Here is an 18,422-nt window from a genome sequence, read left to right on the forward strand (position 1 = left end):
TTCAGGAGGATAAAGATGTCTAGACAATTTGTGACGGAAGCCGTCATGATGGCGATTTACGGCCAGCTTCTCATATCGAGCAGCCCTGTAGAATATATAGTGCCTTATACGACCGTGATGGAATTATACGAACTTCGGGACAGTGATGATCCGTTAATGAACCGTCCAGATGATGACAAGCATGTCAAACTCAAGATTGGTGAGCTCATTGCCTATTTCGAAGAGCCGCTAAATGCTAAAAAAATCAACCGCTGTCTGGCCGTTCCTTGGGCAAAAAGCTCTGGTATTCTACTAGGCGGACAATCAAAGATTACCATCATTAACAGCATGGATACCGCTGTCTACGGCGAAACATTCGATCCCATCGAAACGGAGCTTCTATTGTCTTCACAACGTGAGAAGGTGCCCATTCTTACCGATCAATTCGAGCTGATTCAACGCATTATTGAAGGTGGGGTCCCTGTTCAAGTATACGACATTGACGATTTCGATTTTGCAATGGAGGAAGAAACGTTCCACAATTCGCACTGATTATATCAACGTAGAAAAAGCCCTGCCTTTTGGCAAGGGCTTTTCACATTCGTAAAAAAACAAAATTAAGACATTTAAACCTGTACTCCGCCAGGCACCGAATTGGCTTCATACTTATATTCAATGTCATCCTCTGCCTCAGAATACACAATAGTTAAGCCGTAGCCCTCCATATACCATAAATCCTGCTCTTCCATGTAGAACACAATACCGTCTTGTTCAACTTGTATTGCTGGACGTCCAGGTGCCTCCATCCCGATACCCAAGGAGAAACCAGGGTGAAGTCCACCTCCCGAGCTATAGCGGGGAAATAAACGAATATAGTCGCCATTCTTAAGATCCAGTTCTCTTTTAAACCAAGCTGCCGCTGCTTGACTAATTTCCATGTTCATCTCTCTCAGCTCCTTTGTATAGTCTAATCATACTGAAAATGAATCGATTTTCAAACACCTTTATGTAATTAATGTTTTCCCAAGCTCCTCAAAAATTAGTTTGACAACTTTGCAAACGGAGTGATAAACTCTGAACATAACTAAACGTCTGCTAGTTATTACCAAAATTAATCATTAAAACAATGAAAGGGGTGAGCGCGGTGTTTACGAAGTTACAGCCATATCAAATAACTATTGTTGGAATTTCCAATCAACTGAATACCGAAGCAGCCCAAGTGGTGAACCCATCCTGAAGTTCATACGAGTGTAAATGATCGATCGTATAACTTTAGTTCTTGTAGGTCTCTCACATGCCTGGTGCTGTATAGCACCGTGCGCATGATAGCTGTAAATTACAGGCATATCGTCCGTTTTCGGATGATATGCCTTTTTTGTTTAAATATAAGAATTTATATATTTCACGATATAAATTTTCCTTATATTTCTACGAGAAACGATTGTCCTCTTTGAAGGACGATAACGTCGATTCTTCTGGCTATAGAGATAACCACTTGCGCTTTTTTCCAACATCACAGCTATTACTTTAACTTGAAAGGAAGGGATTTACTTGTTCTCCGTTCTCCGCAATCTCGGCTGGTTCTTTCGCCGAGAAAAAAGGCGTTACCTGATTGGCCTAATCTTACTTATTGGAGTAGGTGTGCTTGAATTATTACCCCCACGTCTGCTAGGCAATGCCATTGACGACATAGTACGCGGTTCTATTACTACAGCATCATTAGCCAAGTATATCGGCATGATCCTCATTTTACTGCTAGTCATTTATTGGATTACCTACATATGGATGCACAAATTATTCGGAGGCTCCAACCTCGTAGAGCGCCTTCTGCGCTCGAGATTTATGAATCATTTGATGACCATGACCCCATCGTTCTTCGAACGCAATAGAACCGGTGACCTGATGGCTCGGGCAACCAACGATATTAGAGCGGTCTCAGCTACCGTGGGATTCGGAATGCTCACTCTGGTGGATTCAACAATCTATCTCACAGTCGTACTGTTTGCAATGGGTTTTCTCGTCAGTTGGAAGCTGACTCTCGCAGCGGTAGTACCATTACCGTTAATTGCAATCGCTATGATTTTTTATGGCAAAGCAATACATGATCGTTATTCCTTAGCACAAGATGCATTCGGAGATATGAATGATCAGGTTCTCGAATCTGTCTCCGGTGTGCGGGTTATCCGTGCTTATGTGCAAGAGAGACTCGATGAGAAACGATTCTCGGATATTACAGAAGATGTATACAACAAGAATATGGCTGTAGCCCGTGTAGATGCCTTCTTTGAACCGACAATTCGATTCTGCGTTGGACTCAGCTACATTATCGGTCTTACCTATGGGATTTATCTTGTATTCCGTAATCAGATCACGCTGGGTGATCTAGTCTCCTTCAATATGTACCTCGGGATGATTGTATGGCCGATGTTCGCCATTGGTGAGCTGATCAACATCATGCAACGCGGGGGTGCCTCTCTCGAACGTATTGATGAGACGCTAAACTCCAAAGCAGATGTTCAGAGTGCCGCTAACCCGGTTCATGTTGCAAATCCTACCCGAATTGAACTTAACGATGTGACCTTCCGTTATCCTTCATCGACGATTGACAATTTGACTAATGTCAGTCTGACCTTGAACCAAGGGCAAACACTAGGTGTAGTCGGTCGTACAGGTAGCGGTAAATCAACGCTGCTCAAACAGTTGCTACGAGAATATCCGACAGGTAATGGTGAAATTCTCATCTCTGGTGTTCCAATTCAACAGATTTCATTGGATCAACTGCACAGCTGGATGGGATATGTTCCTCAGGAACAGATCCTCTTCTCTAAATCTGTTCGTCAGAATATTCAATTTGGTCTGGATAACGCGGACGACGATACGATCTTGAAAGCTATCACAGCTGCCGCCTTCCAAAATGACTTAGGCACATTATCCGATGGTTTAGATACGTTGGTTGGTGAGCGTGGAGTCTCCTTATCCGGTGGTCAAAAACAACGTGTATCCTTATCCAGAGCTTTTATCGCCAATCCAGATGTACTGATTCTGGACGATGCTTTATCCGCTGTTGACGCTCGTACGGAAGCCCAGATTATTGAGAATATTCGCCAAGAGCGTGCAGGAAAAACAACATTGATCTCTACGCATCGCCTCTCTGCTGTTCAACATGCCGACATCATCGTTGTACTGGATAACGGCCACATTGTTGAACGTGGTACGCATCAGGAGCTATTAGATATGAATGGCTGGTACCGCGAGCAGTATGACCGGCAGCAAGTAGAGAATAATTTATCGAATGATTAATAGACATACTAGCTATGACTAAGCAAAACTTTTAGGAGGTGTCACCGTTGACAAAGAGTACAGGCAAACGCCTGCTTGAATACGCATTGACTGCAAAAAAAACCTTTATTGCAGCCCTTCTACTCCTCTCCATCGGGGTAGCGGCTGAACTGGCAGGTCCGTTTATCGCCAAAAGTATGATTGACAATCATATGCTGGCCATTGAAAAGCCTTATTTTAGCACTACTTCTCCAGATGAGGCCGTTCAGTATAACAACGCTTATTATAAACGAGGAGATCGTTTTGAACCCGGGGAAGCTAAGGGTCAAGAAATTCGCATTCTTCAAGAGGGAAGAACCTTCTACTTTATTAATGAAGCTGTAACACAACCAGATGGTGAGCGAAAGTTCAGCAATGGTGAAATGCATATCACACGTGGTGAGGACGAAGCCATCTATCCTGCGGTTAAGCTTTCAGCAGATGAGCTGTTCGCTTTTTACAAACCTGAGCTTCCAGGCATTTATCAGCTAGTCGGTTTGTACGCTATCTTCCTAGTGATTTCGATCTTTGCCGAATTTGGTAAAACCTATTGGCTGCAATCTTCAGCGAATCAGGTGATCCGAAAACTGCGAACCGATGTGTATGCGCATATCCAGCGACTTCCGGTTTACTTTTTTGATAACTTGCCAGCAGGTAAGGTAGTCTCCCGTGTAACCAATGATACTGAGGCGATAAAAGATCTATTCATTGCCGTTCTCTCCAATTTCAGTACCGGTATTATTAATATTACAGGCGTATACATCGCCTTGTTCTTGCTCGATGTCCGGCTAGGTCTGATCAGCTTGTTCATCATCCCGATTCTTATTCTTTGGATCGTGCTCTATCGCAAAATCGCTACAAAATATAATACGATTATCCGCTCACGTCTGAGTGAGATCAACGCTATCATTAATGAATCGATTCAAGGAATGTCCATTGTTCGCATATTCCGCCGTCAGAAGCAGCTTGGTGAAGAATTTGAGCATCTGAACGATGACTACTTGAAATATCAGAATAAAATGCTGAATTTGAATGCCTTTACCTCCCACAACCTGGTGAACTCGTTGCGCAGTCTCTCTTTTGTGATGGTGCTTTGGTATTTCGGACATGGCAGTATTACGGGTTCTACTTTTGTATCTTTAGGGGTTCTATACGCCTTCGTCGATGTGCTTGGACGTTTGTTCCAACCGATTACAGGTATGGTGAATCAGCTTGCAAATCTCGACACTTCTATGGTATCTGCGGGTCGTGTGTTTACTCTTATGGATGAGCCTGGGGAAAATGTTACCGACGGTTCCATGCCGCGATATAAAGGAAAAGTGGAGTTTAAGAACGTGTCCTTTGCTTATAAAAAAGACTTCGTCCTTCGCGATATTTCCTTTGAAGCACGTCCGGGAGAAACGGTTGCTCTAGTGGGTCATACCGGTTCCGGAAAAAGCTCGATAATCAACTTGTTATTCCGGTTCTATGATCCGCAAAAAGGTGAAATCACGATTGATGGCCAGAATGTCACAGATATTCCGAAGCAATGGCTGCGTAATCACATGGGGATTGTTCTTCAAGACCCTTACCTCTTCACTGGTACGATTGCTTCTAATGTCAGCCTGGGGGATGAACGAATCTCACGCGAGCGGGTTGAACGGGCTTTACGGGAAGTCGGAGCAGATAAATTGCTGGCCCACCTTCCTCAAGGTTTTGATGAACCCGTTATTGAAAAAGGGAGCACCCTATCTGCAGGTCAGCGACAATTGATTTCGTTTGCCAGAGCGCTCTCCTTCGACCCTGCTATTCTGATTCTTGATGAAGCCACCTCCAATATCGATACGGAGACCGAAAGCGTCATTCAAGATGCATTAGAAGTCCTTAAAAAAGGACGCACGACATTCATCATCGCACACCGTTTATCCACGATTCGAAGTGCAGATCAGATTCTGGTTCTGCATCACGGAGAGATCGTAGAGCGCGGTAGCCACGATGAGCTGATGGCACTCGGCGGCAGATACTTCCGGATGTATCAGCTGCAAGTAGGTGCTGGTTCTAACAGTATAGACAATAATAAGAGTGCATCCTCCCGAACTTCGTTAGGCAGCTTGCAACCATCGTTAGAGAAAATGTAATCGATGCCCTGAGTCACATCTGTGATTCAGGGTTTTTCTACACTTGATATTAGAACGTTTGTTCTGTAAAATGAAAAATAATACATATAGGTGAAGGAGGCATTTGATGCGTACATACACTATAACTAAGAAACAAGCTCGACTTTTTCTCCTGGCACACCAAAAGTTAACCAGGGGCGCTCTTCCTGCCGGTAAACTTAGTATTTATGATTATGTTCGTCACGTAGGCTGTATCCAATATGATCCTCTTAACATCGCAGGCCATAACCATGAGCTTGTCCTCCAAGCACGAGTTCCCGGGTTTACGCCTGAGCAAGCCCAAGAGCTACTGTATCAAGACCGACTTCTATTCGATGGTTGGGACAAGAACATGTCCATTTATTGTACAGAGGACTGGCCTTATTTCAAACGGAGAAGAGAAGCTTCTGCCTTGTACCATCAGGTTAATGAACCTGTAATGGCTGCCGTACAGCAGGTTCGTGAGGAGCTAATAAAGCGCGGTCCTCTCTCCTCCTTGGATGTAGAAGGAAAGGACAAGGTGGATTGGGCTTGGGCTCCGGCTAGACTATCACGTGCCGCTTTGGAAAGTATGTACTTTTGGGGGGAGATAGTCGTTCATCATCGTGTTCATACCCGCCGGTATTACGATTTCGCTGAACGTCTGCTACCACATCATCTTTTGAACACGAAAGACCCTAACCCCACCGATGAACAATTTCATGATTGGTATGTGCTGCGTAGAATAGGCAGTATCGGACTGTTATGGAATAAATCCGGAGACGGATGGCTGGGGATTTCCGGTCTGAAGAGCAAGGAACGTGCGGCAGCGATCCAAAGGCTGTTACAAAGCGATAGCCTCAGGGAAGTTCTAGTGGAGGGTATTAAGCTCCCACTCTACATCCGTAGCATGGACGCTCTAACTTTAGAAGCTGTAATACAGCAAGAGTCAGAAGATGCTGAGAGTCAATCAGGTTATTCGTTTGCAGCTGTAATAGCTCCACTCGATAACTTGATATGGGATCGAGAACTGATCCGACAATTATTTGGATTTCATTACCGCTGGGAAGTCTATAAACCCGCTTTGGAACGAGAATATGGATATTATGTACTGCCTTTATTATATAATGATCGTTTTATTGCGAGATTTGAACCGGTGGTGGATAAGAAGAGCCAAACATTGAATATTATGAATTGGTGGTGGGAACCGGGTGAGCGCCTAACACCAGAGATGCTTCCGGCATTAGGCGAAGCTCTATCTGCACTATCACGCTGCGTTAGAGCTTCTAAGATTCATTTTAGACCGGAGGTTGTAGAGGACAGCGGATTAAAAGAGTTATTAGTGCAAGGTCTCCTCTTCTAGCCCCAGTTTCGTGAACATTTCTGTACAATAGCCTTGTAATTTGATTTCTAGCCGTCTAGCTTTATTTTTGAATCGTTTTAACTCCTCGATCATCTTTGCCCTTCCAGCAGGGGTGAATGTTTCTTGTATCCGTTCTTTGAAATAATCGTGAACGATATGGTTTCGCTGTTTCCATACTTCTTCTAGCTGAGCGGTTTCTTGCTCCGAGAAAGGAAAGTGATGCTGTATTTCTTTGATGAGTTGACCGAGTGAATTGCTGAGTTTTCGCTGATACAGATCCGTCAGATCTGCTTCAGTGGGCGTCTTGCCTTGCGATAATTTGGTGAGCAATAACAAATTGGTCAACTGCTGTTCTAGGGCTTGACCATAATAGACTGCTAGTCCAAAATACGCAAATAACTCCTTGGATTGTTCACTCTCTGGTACTTGTGTATGCTTCATCTTTCCCCTCCACTTCAATATCCTTTTTACTTTTATCTATACAATTTATGTTTTGTTGTAGTCTCTCTGTCTTGATCTGTACAAATAAAAACCGATAAGCAGTGTTATATATAAGAGCGCATGTGCAAATGAACCTAACAACTCCGCTAATGGTATAGTATCAGCTTTCATCATAACCTCCATAACTGGGGCGACAGGTGGTAACAACCAGATCAGAAAATGTAACGAACCGGGCAAACTATCACTGATCTGGGTCCCACCAAGTGACATTATAACAATTCCCAGCATGATACCGGCAGCATGGCTGCCTTTCTTAACCCACGAAGATTGCAGATATAAGGAAATGGACACACCAAGCATCCCTAATAACCCATGTCCAGCAAGAGCTAAGCTGAACCGATACACCCCTGGTGATTCTGCGAAGTGGCCCGTTACCCAAGGATAAATAACAAGGATTAAATCAAGCAGCAACGTAAGAAATGCAAGTGAAAGAATACCCCCTACACTATGCTTAACCGCGCTCCGCAGATGAACCACTGCGATCTGCCGATGTACAGGATGTTCATGATTTAGAAAGCTGAGGCCCATCCAGGCACAGCTGATAAAAAGCATTACTGCAGTAGCTGCATAGCTATTCATTACCGGATTAGGTTTATAGGAATACAAAATCTGCACCGCAATCACAATCCCTGCTAATGGGCCGAAATATCGCTGAGATCGGGTATAGCTTCGCAGCATATAAGCGATAAGCGAATTCATGAATCGACCTCCTTAGCTCTGGTCGCTGGGCTCATCCACAGTTCTATACCGTCACGTCCCCCACGGGGATCTACCGATTGTATTGAGCAACCCGCTTCTAATACAAACCGCAGAAAGATGTCAGAATGTGAAGCCTCTACAGTCAGCCCTATACAATCACTATAAGCACTATCCTTAACTTCCCCTAAAGAAATAAACCCTGTCATACCCTTCAGATACTGCTGATTTTGAATGGACAGCTTGGATAATCGGATATAAGTAGTGGGGTTTGCTCTCAACTTCTGAGACCCCACAATGGACTTAACAATCCTTCCTCCTTGAAGTACATGGACATGGTCGGCTAGCATTTCTATCCACTGAGGCTCATGTACCGAGAATACTATGGCTGTGCCCTTTTTCTTCAAATTTATCAGAAGGTCAACAAGCTTATTCATGGAAGTGAGATCCAATCCCGACATAGGCTCATCCAGAAGCAGCAATGAAGGACTTCCCATTAAGCTTTGGATCAGATTTATTTTTTGCAGCATCCCTTTGGAGAAGTTTAGCATAGATTGTGTACGAAAATTCTCCAACAGAAACAGTTCGAATAACATTGTTAATTCCTGCTCGATCTGAGCTGGTGCAAGTCCGCTAATCTGACCCATGCTTCGCAAATACTGCTCTGGGGAAAGCTTCGACCCTGGAAAAATTTCAGGCGCATATCCAATCCTCATATGATGATGAATGCGATTCAACTTCCCTGAAGAAACATGGATGAGTCCAGCTAAGATAGACAGCAGCGTGCTTTTACCTGAACCATTCCTTCCGATAAGTGCAGTGACAGTTCCCATTTCAACGACCATCGAAACTTCTTCCAACACTGTTCGTCGTGCAAATTGCTTACTAATTTGTTCTAGTACTATTAGGGGAGTAGCATCTATGCCAATGTCAGTAAAGTTAAGTTCTTCTCTGTGTGTCACTAATCGCGCTCCCTTCATATCTACTGTTAATTCTCCGGTTCCCTACGAATTTCCTCTTATACGAACCAAATTTTAATCAAAAAAAGAAAGAACTGCTAAAGCAGCCCTTTCTTAAATCCAGAAGTTTTATTATAAAATTGTTTGCTTTCCGTTAATCCTTTCCCTCTTTTTGTTTATTTGGTATGTGACAGAATATCTTCAGCTCGAAGCTGGAACTGTTCTGCAGCTTTCTCTGGTGTAATCTGACTGAACATAAGCAAATCATATAGCTCACGTAATAAACCTGTCCCCTCTGAAGAGCCAACCGGATCAGGCGGGTCCATCGGGCTGCTATTTTGCTCCACCCATTAAAATATATTCAAAGATCTGTGCAAGCTCTGGCTATATAAATGGTTTCATCTGTTCTGAATATAAAAAACCAGACTATTGCTATATTTCTACAGCAACAATCTGGTTATCGGTTCATATATGAGAGTTAGGTTACATGTATTTACGCATAAACCTCAACCGCATCGCTAATTAGACGGCACGCCTCAGCACATCTACGGCAGGCATCAATACATTCCTGACAATGTGTATGTATATGCTTGCTGCTTTCATCTGCACAGGCTTCACAAATTTCGGCACATAGACGGAGAATTCCGGCTACAAACGGACTTTGGCGAGTCATCGCTTGTACGGCATATGAACAAATATCCGCACATTCACGATCTAGCCGCATGCTTTCACGCAGAGAAGCAAGATCATATTCTTTTAGGCTTGAGACATAGCTATAATTACAGGCATTCATACTTTCTAAACAAGCGTCAATGCACTCCTGATAATGAATTCGGGTCATAGCCTTAAACCTCCTGTATTTTTATAGGGTATGCGATACTATTAACCTACAAGATTAGGAATGAACCATTACAACTTCTGACAAGGAGATCTGATTATAGACTTCTCTTAATTGTACTAGGACGAACGAAGGTACGCCCTTCCATCTCCAGTAACCTAGTGCGCAGTTCATTTGATGAGAAATGTTCACCGATGAATACGGCAACGTCAGGCACTTCGCCTTGTGGTGTGATTTTCATAAAATCAGCTTCACGATAGGCATATTGGAAAAGAAAGCGGCTGGAGGTGTCATTAAAGGTCACAATACCTTTAGCTCTATAAACATCACGCGGTAATTCCTTAACGAACTGTTCGAATTGTTCACTGTTTACTGGACGTTTAAAATAATGTGTGTACGCCATAACATGATCGTGGCTAGTATGTGTGCCTCTAGTCGTGTGTTCATCTTCATCATGCAAGAAGCTCTCACTGGCATCCTCAACCTCTTCCAATTGTGCATCCGTAAGAACTCCACCTGCATCACGCAGCAATTCCTCCGGTTCTACATCACAACGCACAGTTGGCAGAATGGGTGCATAAGCGTTCCATTTCCGTAGTACAGCGGTAACCTCTTCCGCCTCTTCAGCGGTTACACGGTCAATTTTATTCAATAGCAAGACAGAAGCGCAGCGAATCTGCTCCTGCATCAAACGATAAGTTGCCCCCTGCTGTGCGCGATACAGTTCAAGAAGATGCACGGCATCAACTACGGTGATCAAGCTTTTTAGTTCTACTTTTTGATACAACGAAATTTCGGTTACGCCATCTACAATTTCCAGCGGATTTGCAGCTCCTGTTGCCTCGATCACTACGACATCCGGAGTCTCCTTCTTAATGAGTGTTGCCAGCTCTGTACTAAGATCACTTCGGATAGAACAGCATATGCATCCACCAAGTAGTTCTGCCATAGGGACAGTTTGCTCAACTAGCAATCCATCCAAATTCACTTCACCCAACTCATTCATCACTACTGCAGGGCGTAAACCCTGATTTTTCCAATGATCTAGTAGGCGCTGCAGCAATGTTGTTTTGCCGCTCCCCAGAAATCCTGACAATATATACACAGGTACGACCTGTTCCATGTTTCATCGCTCCCCAGCAAATTACAGTTATGTGTAGCGAGTGTACTACATGCGCGCGAAGCACGCAAGCGGCACCCCAAATTCCAGCTGTATTCTGTGTGTACAAGTAAGCTTGTCTTTACTTCTGCCATCCCCTATCATGATAACATCTCTAATCTAGGAGTTGAGCCATTTGTCATCTGTTGAAGAACATCGGAAAGAAGCGCCTCAAACCGTTTCCTGCTATATCATTACTGTCTCGGATACCAGAACTACTGAAACAGATACCGGAGGAGCTTTGATTAAATCTATGCTCGAAGAAGCCGGGTATGAAGTGATAGGCAGCACCATTACGAAAGATAATTATCAGGATATCCGTGAGCTATTGTATAAATGTGTTGACCAGGCCGGAATAGAAGCTGTACTCCTCACAGGTGGAACAGGGATTTCTCCACGGGATACGACGTATGAAGCTGTTGCCTCTTTGCTAGATAAAACATTACCTGGCTTCGGTGAGATTTTTCGGATGCTAAGCTTTACAGAGGACATCGGTTCGGCAGCTATTCTTAGTCGAGCCATCGCAGGCACCATGGGAAAGACCGCAATTTTTTCTATGCCTGGCTCTGCTGGAGCCGTAAAACTGGCTATGGAACGGTTAATTATCCCGGAACTTCGCCATGTTATGCGTGAAATTTACAAGCGTTAAGCAAATACCCATTTTTAAATACAATAGACAAACAACCAAGCAGGCTTTTGTTCTGTGCGTATAATACGGTAAGTCCACACACAAAAGGAGCTGAAGGAAATGTCTGAATGTCCAAAATGCCCGGCCCAAACGGTTACTGACCCACCTAAGGTGGTTTATCAAGATCACTTCCATCCACAAGTAGTAAATGTGATTCATCCAGTTGAAATCGTTAGACGTCATCACTGTGTACCCGTTCCTCGCCATTGCTACACCTATTCTGTGAAAGATGTTTTTTGCGACAATAACATGATGCCTAGAGGCGGAAGATAACTCTACTTCACACCACTATTAAAAGTCCCCTATAAGTGAGAGACAGACCCGTGCTAAATGCATTGGGTCTTCTCTCGCTTCTTTTGCAGAAAACATTTGACAAAATGGATCGTTTATCTAGTCTGTATGTCTTCTATTAACCGGAGCACCAATCGCGGGAAGCGCAGGGACAGTGATCTCTACCCGTTATCTATTAGTTAAGACAGAACAATATGCTAGAGTTAAGGGCCAACTGGAATTTGTTCTAGTCATTCACGATAGCACAGCTATAAAAGCAAGCCTCTGAAAATCAAATGGCTTGTTTTTTCAAAGAAAGGATCGATCAGAAGTCAAACAGCAGCACAATGTAACTCGAAGATACTTCCGTTTAACTAATCGCTCACTGTAAAAGACAAAATGTCGAATAAACCTGCAAAAAGTACATCTTTAATGAAACGTGGTGAACTACAGATTAAGGGGGTCAAGCCGTAATTGCAGTTTTCTTTTGTCTAGCGAAGAGTTTGGATGACTATGAGAATAAAATTCCATTTTGGGTCGTGAATCGGTACTCATGATTTATCTTTGTTAAACTCAGAGTCAGGGTATCATCGGAGACCATGCTTTAAGGCGGTCAAACTCATAGATCGTTCGGAGATGATAGGGTTCTTTTTCATTTTTCCTTTCAAAAACACCCGTGTATCCAACCTCATTAAAAATAACGTATTCCAATGTAACCCGCTGATCTGGGCGGTTAGATTGCCAATAATAATGTAATTCTAACGGAGCCTCATACCATAACCAATCTAAATCCTTAATTGCTACATTTCTATGCTGGAGAACCCATATACTGAGGGCAACATGAGGATCCTCTACAGGTATTTCTGACTTTGGATTCTTTTCTTTCAATTGACTCGCAGCCGCCTTAAGAACTCCATTCATATCTGATTCGACGGAAAATTGTGAAACGGATTTAATCTGATTAAATTGCTCAGTATATTTATTAGCCTTCGTTAGCTCATGGATTTCATTCAAACTAATCTTAGGCCCATAGAAAATAACACAGACACTAATTAACCCAAAAATAAGCGCTTTCGAGAAAAGAAACTGCTTCTTTTTATACATATAAATTAATGCAATAAAAAAGCCCACAGGAATCAGTAAGCCGAACAAATTGATGTAGAACTCACAAAGTAAAAAGGCTCCAATAATTAACGCCCAATCCTTTAATCTCAATGTTTTTCGCTGATCCCAATAGGACACTAGTAATGAAACAATAAAACAAATCCAAAAGATCCAGCTCAATAAAACCAGTCCTCCTCTCTCCTACATTCTCCATATAATACCACATCCAAGGGGGTACCAAGAGGACTCCCTTGGATGTCTTACAACCCAAAATTATTACTCAGTCCTTATAAAAGAATCCGGATAATTGGCTACAAATTGAATCATGTCATCAGAGATCTCCCATCTAAAAACGGAAGTCAGAACCGGATCTCTAAAAAAGGATTGGACTGCTTTATGATTAAAATCAGCTGAGTAATTCTCGAACTGGGCTCTTTCGTGGTTTGCACGCAGCTTTTGTAGGTTAGCAGCTTGAGCTGGCCCCTTTACAGAAAAATCAAAGTCCTCTAAACGAATCTTAATTCTTTCTTGGTTTCGCTGAGTCATCACCTCTATCTGTAGCTGATTCAGATCGTATACCAGGCTATATACAGTATCCTCGCGCCGTGCTGCGGCAAGTACTTTAAATGCAAAATCCGTGTCAGGCGTTTGCTCCGCTAATGTGCTTAATGCTTCATAGGCAATCTTATAGCGATCCAGTGAATTCTGTTCATAAGCATCCCGATCTTCCCAGCCCTTGAAATCCACCCTCTGAATCTCCTGTACAGCTTCCTCATACACTGTATTAGCGATAATAGGCATGGAAAGCTTGCCTTTATATACAACCAACCTTCCATCTAAAAACTCAAGAATCGCTTGATTGCCCCTCCGGTCAGCCAACAGATAATGTAAACTAGAAGTGCTTTGATCGATACGAACCGTCGTAGCTGCTACCAATGCTTCCTGAACAGTAGCACAGGTATCAAGTAAATATTGAATAAAATGCAGTTCACCTAAAGCGGGTCGTTCATCCACCGCAGGATATTTAGTCTGCCAAAGTGTCGTTTGCTCCACCACCAGCCCTGCTTCATTCATCCCCCCATTAGGATTTTCTTTTCCAATTTGTGAGATGGTTAGGCTTCCATACTGAGAAATCCAAGAAGCGGGCTGAGCTGGAGGCATCATTAATGCAGTCTTCTGTAAACCTCTTTGGTTCGTAAAAAGATACACTCCATCGTAGATTACATCTTGATTTTTACAGACTCTATTGAATTCATTTTTAAGCATATGGAAGGTCGTACTCATGTTCATCTCCCTTTTCTTATAGCAGCTTGTTTAGAACCTCTTTATTTTCATTTTCCATATGATCCAGAAAAGCTAAACATAACTCTTCAATCTGCTTATTCTTTTGATCTAAGAGGGCTGAGAATCTTGTAATCAAGGTCTGCTTTCTTTTTTCCCATTGCAGCTGTTGCAATTTCTGTAGATAGCCTTCCTTCTCCGGATTCTCCTCTTCATTCCTTAACATCCGGGTTAAAAAAAGAATTTGCACCTCGATTTTCACTTCTGGTGTTAGATCAAGCAAGTAATTGTTCTCATCAATCAACAGATCAGCATCCACTTTGAAAAATTCTGCCAATGCTTGCAGTCTTTCTTTGGGTACAGGACGACGTTTCTTGACCCAATCACTAAATTGTTGCGGGGTCAGCCCTACTTCTCTGCATACATTGGTGTACGTCACTTGATGAATTAATGCAAGGTATTGCAAAATTGTTAGGGCAGATACAGTAGTATTACTTTCCATGATCACCATTCCTCATTGACATAAAATATGTCTAATCCAATTAAACCCATCTTACATTTTGACGTATTCTATGTCAACCGTACATCTGTTCTATACAGTTATATACAAAATAACCCGACAGAGAAATCTGCCGGGTTATTCATCATTATCTTTTACAAATCAGGATGCTCATGTTTTGCTTTCAGACGATTCCAGCGACGCTCCACTTCTGCCTCGAAGCTGCGTAAAGCCGGCTCATTCTCAGGCTTCAGTAAGTGACGGGTTTTGCCCATGGTCTTCAGCCAAGCGGAGAGCTCAACGCGCTTGCCTTTATCTTCTGGATTGTACGTAATATTCGTAGAACCATGCTCCACTTCATATAGAGGGAAGAAGCAAGATTCTACTGCCAGCGAGACGATGTTGGTGCCTTCTTTATCTTCAGACATCCAGTTCAGCGGGCATGCAATCAGGATTTTACCGTACACTAAACCTTCGTTCTGAGCGTACCACTGTGCTTTTGCCGCTTTCTTCACGAGATCCTGCGGGTAAGCTTCAGAGCCAGTAAAAACATATGGAATGTTAGTAGCTGCCATGATTTGCGCAGTATCCTTATGCTGTGTAACTTTACCTTGCTGATTCTTACCAATGCTGGATGTAGAAGTACGGTGACCCAATGGTGTGGAATAGGACTGCTGAGCCCCTGTATTCATGTAGCCTTCATTATCGTACTCTACGATAATCATTTTGTGACCGCGTAGTGCAGCCCCAATCGCAGGTCCCATTCCGATATCCATACCACCATCACCCGTTACCATTACAAATGTAAAGTCGTCTTGAAGTCCAAGTCCGTCCAATTCACCGCGGCGTTTGCGTTCCCAGAACATTTCTACCACACCAGATAAGGTAGCAGCACCATTTTGGAATAGGTTATGAATAAACGTAGATTTATGAGAAGAATATGGATATCCTGTAGTTGTTACCATGGCACACCCTGTATGATACAGAGCAACGATATCCCCTTCGATCCCTTTGAAGAACGTCTCCAGCCCTGAGAAAATCCCACAGCCCGGACATGCGCCATGACCAGGTGCCAGCCGTTTAGGTTTCTTCGTCAAGCTGCGCAGTGGGGGTATTCGCACACTTAATCTCCCTGTAGCTTCATCCTGTTTAACCGTAATTAACCCCGTCTTCAACGCATCAAAATTCATCGGCTTCAATAGACGCTGTGGCGCTTTGTCCGGCGTACCTGGATTGTGACCATAGTAGTCAAACGGTACTTCAACACGGTTTGCAGCAACAGCATCTAGTGCCAATTCAAAGAACGCATGACCATCTTCTGCGTAGAAGTCCTTACCGCCCAACCCGTAAATACGGCTAATGACCTTTGTAGTAGTGTTACCATAGGTGAACAGTGCTGCCTTGATCTCATTTACCATATTACCGCCGTGACCCCCAACCGAATCTGCACGGTCGCCTACGGTGATTGCCTTTACATTTTTCAGCGCTTCCGCAATTTGCTTCTGCGGGAAAGGACGTATCATATTCGGCGAAATTGCACCTGCTTTGATCCCTTGCAAACGAAGCTGATCTACAACATCTTTAATGATCTCTGAGGCAGAGTTCATCAGGAATACGGCTACTTCCGCATCTTCCATCCGATACTCTTCGATCATAGGATAGTGTCGTCCAGTCAATTCAGCGAATTCCTTCGCAATCTCTTCGAAGACTTCACCCGCATTATACATGGCTACCGACTGCTGATAACGGTTGTTGATGTAGTCAGGTTCATTCATGTACGGACCTACAGTAACCGGATTATTGCGGTCCAATGTATCCGTAAAGCCCACCGGAGGTTGTGGCCCAACGAAATTATGAACATCCTCACGATGTGCAAATGCCTGTACACGACGTTTCTGGTGAGAAGTAAAATAACCGTCTGAAGCTACCATTACTGGAAGACGTACTTTGGCGTGTTCAGCAAGCTTTAATGCCATCAGGTTCATATCATAAACGGATTGTGGATCACGGCACATCAGTATCGGCCAGCCCGTATTCAGCGCAAAGTACAAATCAGAATGGTCACCGTGAATATTAAGCGGACCGGAAATCGAGCGGCAGATCAAATTCATAACCATAGGCATCCGTGTACCAGCTTGTACCGGCAATTGCTCAAGCATAAACATATATCCTTGGGCACTTGTAGCATTAAATACACGACCGCCAGCCGTCGAAGCGCCATAACAAATTCCAGCAGAACTATGCTCTCCATCTGATGGAATAAGCATAATATCATGTTGGCCGTTCGCTTTCATCGTATCAAGAAATTGAGCCACTTCTGTCGATGGGGAGATCGGAAAATAACCCATGACATGATAATTAATCTGATGAGCAGCATAAGCTGCCATTTCATTGCCGGATTCATATAGGAATTTCTGTTCTACCTTCGTAGAACTTACTTCTTTTTCATAATCAATAGCCACGTATGTTCCACCTTTCCTCCGTATATTAGGCCTGAGTAACGAGATCGAAAATATGCCGGACCGTATGGCTCTCTGCGTAGCCATCTTCCTCGCGCTCGCCAGACAATGCCGTTGTAGGGCAAGCTTCTACGCATTTCAGACAGCCTTTGCAGTATTGATAATCGATTCCTTGCAGGAACATTTGCGGACGTCCCTTCTTATCCGGTTGCTCCTCCCAAACAAAACATAAATCAGGGCATACCGTATCGCACTGCGCACAATGAATACAATCATCTAATTTAAAATGAGGCAATAAACCGGATCTTGAAATGCTGAGATTCTTTAAAAAGCTGCTGCCAGGATTTGTAATGGTACCCCCGATCGGCTGTGTTTCATAACCTAAGGCCGAAATATCGGACCGGACGAACTCAGGCATAATCGCACCTTCAGGCAATGGAAAATGCATGAAAGTAACCTCATTAAAGCCACGTTCGAAAGTAGTTAATGCGGATTGAACAGCCTGCGGATATTTTTTGCCAAGAGATTTCTCGATAACACCCTTCATAATTTCAGGATCCAAGAAATCGCACATCCGGAACAACGCACCTAACATCGCCATGTTTACGCGATTCTTCTCATCTAATGCGATCGTCGTAGCATCAACAACGGCAATAGTTCCAGCCATCATGTTTAGAGAAGACTTCAATTCCTCCGGTGACTTGGCTGAGTTCACAAGCACTGTACTATGATCATAAATTCCGCTAGTCACGTTGACGGTCTTAGCCAACGCTTCATGGAATATTCCTACGACATGTGGTCGTTCTACCGGTGAAGTGTCGCGAATATGCGTGTTCAAATCACAAAAACGGATATGTGCTTTTACCGCTGATCCCTTTTTCTCAGAACCATAGGATGAGAAGCTCACTCCATTCATTCCAGCTCCGACTACTCCTGCTTCTGCAAGCATTTTACCAGCTAAGTTCGCGCCTAGCCCTCCAATTGATTCCAGACGAATCTCAAAAAATCCGAGTTCGTTCACTTTTGGTAACTGTACCACCGACATAGCCCCTTTCAGAATGTCATCCGTATAATATCCTTATGACTTTTTCAAAGATTGTATCTTGATTTTGCAAGTCGCGAAGTGACAAATCTTGCATTTTCCATGTGTTACCTAAACTTATTTAGCTACTTTTATTTAGCAATAAAATTAAA

Annotated in this window: 18 protein-coding genes; 6 read left to right on the forward strand and 12 right to left on the reverse strand. The window is 43.4% G+C overall.

Features of this window, described 5'->3' with window-relative positions:
- Positions 1–15: 15 nt before the first annotated feature.
- Positions 16–531: an ADP-heptose synthase gene (locus CA598_RS02265; RefSeq protein ID WP_094868892.1), complete on the forward strand. Its 516-nt coding sequence runs from the start codon at positions 16–18 to the stop codon at positions 529–531.
- Between the two features lie 74 nt (positions 532–605).
- Here CA598_RS02265 and CA598_RS02270 read toward each other — a convergent pair whose 3' ends face one another.
- Positions 606–923: a HesB/YadR/YfhF family protein gene (locus tag CA598_RS02270; protein ID WP_094868891.1), complete on the reverse strand. Its 318-nt coding sequence runs from the start codon at positions 921–923 to the stop codon at positions 606–608.
- A gap of 607 nt (positions 924–1,530) precedes the next feature.
- Here CA598_RS02270 and CA598_RS02275 point away from each other — a divergent pair.
- From CA598_RS02275 to CA598_RS02285, 3 genes are all read left to right on the forward strand, one after another.
- The gene (locus CA598_RS02275; protein ID WP_094868890.1) at positions 1,531–3,279 is read left to right on the forward strand and encodes an ABC transporter ATP-binding protein; all 1,749 of its coding nucleotides are present in this window, start codon (positions 1,531–1,533) and stop codon (positions 3,277–3,279) included.
- A 47-nt stretch (positions 3,280–3,326) separates the two neighbouring features.
- Positions 3,327–5,414, forward strand: a complete 2,088-nt coding sequence (locus tag CA598_RS02280; protein WP_094875183.1) for an ABC transporter ATP-binding protein — start codon at positions 3,327–3,329, stop codon at positions 5,412–5,414.
- 106 nt (positions 5,415–5,520) lie between these two features.
- A complete protein-coding gene (locus tag CA598_RS02285) occupies positions 5,521–6,774 on the forward strand; it encodes a winged helix-turn-helix domain-containing protein (RefSeq protein ID WP_094875184.1) in 1,254 nt (417 codons plus the stop codon).
- On the opposite strand, the gene CA598_RS02290 is transcribed toward CA598_RS02285, so the two are convergent.
- The 6 genes from CA598_RS02290 to CA598_RS02310 all read right to left on the reverse strand — a co-directional run bounded on the left by CA598_RS02290 (position 6,751) and on the right by CA598_RS02310 (position 10,891).
- Entirely contained in the window at positions 6,751–7,215 is a 465-nt protein-coding gene (locus CA598_RS02290; protein WP_042188942.1) for a hypothetical protein, read from the reverse strand. The two genes, CA598_RS02285 and CA598_RS02290, sit on opposite strands and share 24 nt — an antisense overlap.
- Positions 7,216–7,260: 45 nt before the next feature.
- Positions 7,261–7,974: a hypothetical protein gene (locus tag CA598_RS02295; protein ID WP_094868887.1), complete on the reverse strand. Its 714-nt coding sequence runs from the start codon at positions 7,972–7,974 to the stop codon at positions 7,261–7,263.
- The gene (locus CA598_RS02300; protein ID WP_179283562.1) at positions 7,971–8,933 is read right to left on the reverse strand and encodes an ATP-binding cassette domain-containing protein; all 963 of its coding nucleotides are present in this window, start codon (positions 8,931–8,933) and stop codon (positions 7,971–7,973) included. The genes CA598_RS02295 and CA598_RS02300 overlap by 4 nt, the downstream gene beginning before the upstream one ends.
- A gap of 173 nt (positions 8,934–9,106) precedes the next feature.
- Positions 9,107–9,256, reverse strand: coding sequence for a hypothetical protein (locus tag CA598_RS32100; protein ID WP_179283563.1), 150 nt, complete (start codon positions 9,254–9,256; stop codon positions 9,107–9,109).
- A 167-nt stretch (positions 9,257–9,423) separates the two neighbouring features.
- A complete protein-coding gene (locus CA598_RS02305; RefSeq protein ID WP_094875187.1) occupies positions 9,424–9,771 on the reverse strand; it encodes a four-helix bundle copper-binding protein in 348 nt (115 codons plus the stop codon).
- Positions 9,772–9,865: 94 nt separating this feature from the next.
- Positions 9,866–10,891 (reverse strand): CobW family GTP-binding protein, encoded by a 1,026-nt coding sequence (locus CA598_RS02310; RefSeq protein WP_094868885.1) that lies wholly within the window; start codon positions 10,889–10,891, stop codon positions 9,866–9,868.
- Between the two features lie 172 nt (positions 10,892–11,063).
- On the opposite strand from CA598_RS02310, the gene CA598_RS02315 reads away from it, so the two are divergent.
- Together CA598_RS02315 and CA598_RS02320 are read left to right on the forward strand one after the other, a co-directional pair.
- Complete coding sequence (locus CA598_RS02315) at positions 11,064–11,576, forward strand: MogA/MoaB family molybdenum cofactor biosynthesis protein (protein ID WP_094868884.1); 513 nt, start codon at positions 11,064–11,066, stop codon at positions 11,574–11,576.
- A 99-nt stretch (positions 11,577–11,675) separates the two neighbouring features.
- Positions 11,676–11,888 carry a hypothetical protein gene (locus CA598_RS02320; RefSeq protein WP_094868883.1) on the forward strand — a complete coding sequence of 71 codons (213 nt, stop codon included), beginning with the start codon at positions 11,676–11,678 and terminating at the stop codon, positions 11,886–11,888.
- Between the two features lie 576 nt (positions 11,889–12,464).
- Here CA598_RS02320 and CA598_RS02325 read toward each other — a convergent pair.
- The 5 genes from CA598_RS02325 to CA598_RS02345 form a co-directional block, all read right to left on the reverse strand.
- On the reverse strand, positions 12,465–13,169 hold the full coding sequence (locus tag CA598_RS02325; protein ID WP_094875189.1) for a hypothetical protein: 705 nt from the start codon (positions 13,167–13,169) through the stop codon (positions 12,465–12,467).
- Positions 13,170–13,265: 96 nt separating this feature from the next.
- Positions 13,266–14,273: a carcinine hydrolase/isopenicillin-N N-acyltransferase family protein gene (locus CA598_RS02330; RefSeq protein WP_179281506.1), complete on the reverse strand. Its 1,008-nt coding sequence runs from the start codon at positions 14,271–14,273 to the stop codon at positions 13,266–13,268.
- Positions 14,274–14,289: 16 nt separating this feature from the next.
- A complete protein-coding gene (locus CA598_RS02335; protein WP_094875190.1) occupies positions 14,290–14,772 on the reverse strand; it encodes a helix-turn-helix domain-containing protein in 483 nt (160 codons plus the stop codon).
- Between the two features lie 152 nt (positions 14,773–14,924).
- Positions 14,925–17,231 (reverse strand): thiamine pyrophosphate-dependent enzyme, encoded by a 2,307-nt coding sequence (locus CA598_RS02340; RefSeq protein ID WP_094875192.1) that lies wholly within the window; start codon positions 17,229–17,231, stop codon positions 14,925–14,927.
- Positions 17,232–17,256: 25 nt separating this feature from the next.
- Positions 17,257–18,267, reverse strand: a complete 1,011-nt coding sequence (locus CA598_RS02345; RefSeq protein WP_094868878.1) for a 2-oxoacid:acceptor oxidoreductase family protein — start codon at positions 18,265–18,267, stop codon at positions 17,257–17,259.
- Positions 18,268–18,422 lie beyond the last annotated feature (155 nt).

This window comes from Paenibacillus sp. VTT E-133291 (genome assembly GCF_002264395.1).
In the GTDB taxonomy this organism is placed as follows: domain Bacteria; phylum Bacillota; class Bacilli; order Paenibacillales; family Paenibacillaceae; genus Paenibacillus_AQ; species Paenibacillus_AQ nitricinens.